The 1,841-nt window shown below is 61.6% G+C and carries 2 protein-coding genes; both read left to right on the forward strand.

The window, feature by feature from the left end:
* On the forward strand, nucleotides 1-986 hold a 986-nt coding region (locus tag EN906_RS32710; RefSeq protein WP_164777551.1), incomplete at its 5' end, for a branched-chain amino acid ABC transporter substrate-binding protein.
* A gap of 118 nt (nucleotides 987-1,104) precedes the next feature.
* Nucleotides 1,105-1,841, forward strand: a 737-nt coding sequence (locus EN906_RS32715) for a branched-chain amino acid ABC transporter permease (RefSeq protein ID WP_164777552.1), incomplete at its 3' end; no start/stop codon positions are given.

A 1,841-nucleotide genomic window follows, 5' to 3' on the forward strand; every position in this document is an offset into this window, starting at 1 on the left:
GTGAAGGGCAGGATATGGAGAACGCCGTGAAGATGGCGATCGATGCCGTCAACGCCAAGGGCGGCGTCAACGGCGACAAGATCACTACCACCACCGCCGACGACGCCTGCGATCCGCAACAGGCGGTGACCGCAGGCAGCAAGCTTGTCTCGGAAGGCGTGACCGCCATCGTCGGCGGCTACTGCTCGGGCGCCGTCTTGCCGACATTGAAGATCTATGGTGACGCCGGCATTCCGTTCGTCATCATCGGAGCGAACTCGACCAAGCTGGTCGCCGCCAATCAGGGCAATGCCTTCCTCGCCAATTCGACCGGCGACATGCAGGCGACGACAGCCGTCGAACTCTTCAAGAAGAATGGCTACAAGAAGTTCGCGTTCGTGGACGAAGGCGATGCCTATTCATCCGACCTAGCCAAGTTGACCGCCGAAGCTTTCAAGAGCGCTGGCGGCGAAATTGCCGCCAAGGAGACCACCACGGCCGGCGAGCAGGACTATTCGGCGGTCGTCACCAAGATCAAGTCGAGCGGCGCCGATGCTGTCTTCTGGACCGCCTACCATGCCGGTGGCGCTCTGCTCACCAAGCAACTCCGGCAGGCCGGGTTCCAGGGCGGCATCGTGCTGGGCGACGGCAACAATTCACCGGAATATCTGGAGATCGCCGGGTCGGCCGGTGAGGGCGTGTACCTGTTGTCTCCGCCGACTGTCGACCTCTTGTCCGGCGCCGCCGACTTCAAGGCCAAGTACAAGGAAACCTATGGCCGCGACGCCGGCGCCTATGCGGCGCTCTCCCACGATGTGGGCGACCTGATCGTCGATGCGATCACGCGGGCCAAGTCGGCGGATCAGAAGGCGATCATCGAGGCGCTCAAGGCCAGCGATTTCAAGGGCCTCGCCGGTGAAATCAAGTTCACCGACAAGAACACGCTCCAGACCTCGAACTTCCGCCCGGTGATTGCAAAGGGCGGCAAGTGGGTGGCTGTCGAATAAAGGCCAACCGGATTGATGCCGAGGCAGGCCTTGTGGCGGCCTCGGCGTCACCGCCGATTGTCTGGTGCGCCGACGCTGCGCCCAGACAAGACTTTTTCAATTCTGCCCTGGAGCATCAATGACGCTCGACCTGCTTATTCAGCAACTGGTGAACGGTCTTATCGTCGGCTCGTTCTATGCCCTGATCGCGCTTGGCTACAGCATGGTCTTCGGCGTCATCAAGCTCCTGAATTTCGCCCATGGCGACATCTACATGAACGGCGCCTTCGTCGGCCTCATCGTGTTCTCCTTTGTCGGCATATGGGTCGGCAATGGCTGGCTGGGCGTGGTCTGCGCCCTGCTTGTGTCGATGCTGGCTGTCGGCTTGCTCGGCGTCATCATCGAACGCTTCGCCTATCGGCCGATGCGCAATGCGCCGCGCCTCTCCATCCTCATCACGGCGCTTGGTGCCTCGATGGTGTTGAACGGCACGGCACTCGCCCTGACCGGCGGGCGGCATTACGCCTTCAACACCGACCTCGGTTTTGCCGGTGTCGACATTTCCACCGTTCATATCACCTACACGCAGATGGTTCTGGTGGCCGCCTCCATTGCTCTTATGGCAGGCATGCAGGCCTTTGTCTCCCGCACCATGTACGGCAAGGCGATGCGCGCCGTGTCCATCGACATGGGGGCGAGCCGCCTGATGGGCATCGATGTCGACCGGGTGATCGCCTTGACGTTTTTCATGGGCTCGGCGCTCGCTGCCGGCGGTGGGGTCATGGCCGGCGCCTATTATGGCAGTGTCCATTTTTTCATGGGCTTCATCATGGGGCTCAAGGCCTTCACCGCCGCTGTCATAGGCGGGATCGGCAG

Source organism: Mesorhizobium sp. M7A.F.Ca.CA.004.06.1.1, assembly GCF_003999135.1.
GTDB lineage: Bacteria > Pseudomonadota > Alphaproteobacteria > Rhizobiales > Rhizobiaceae > Mesorhizobium.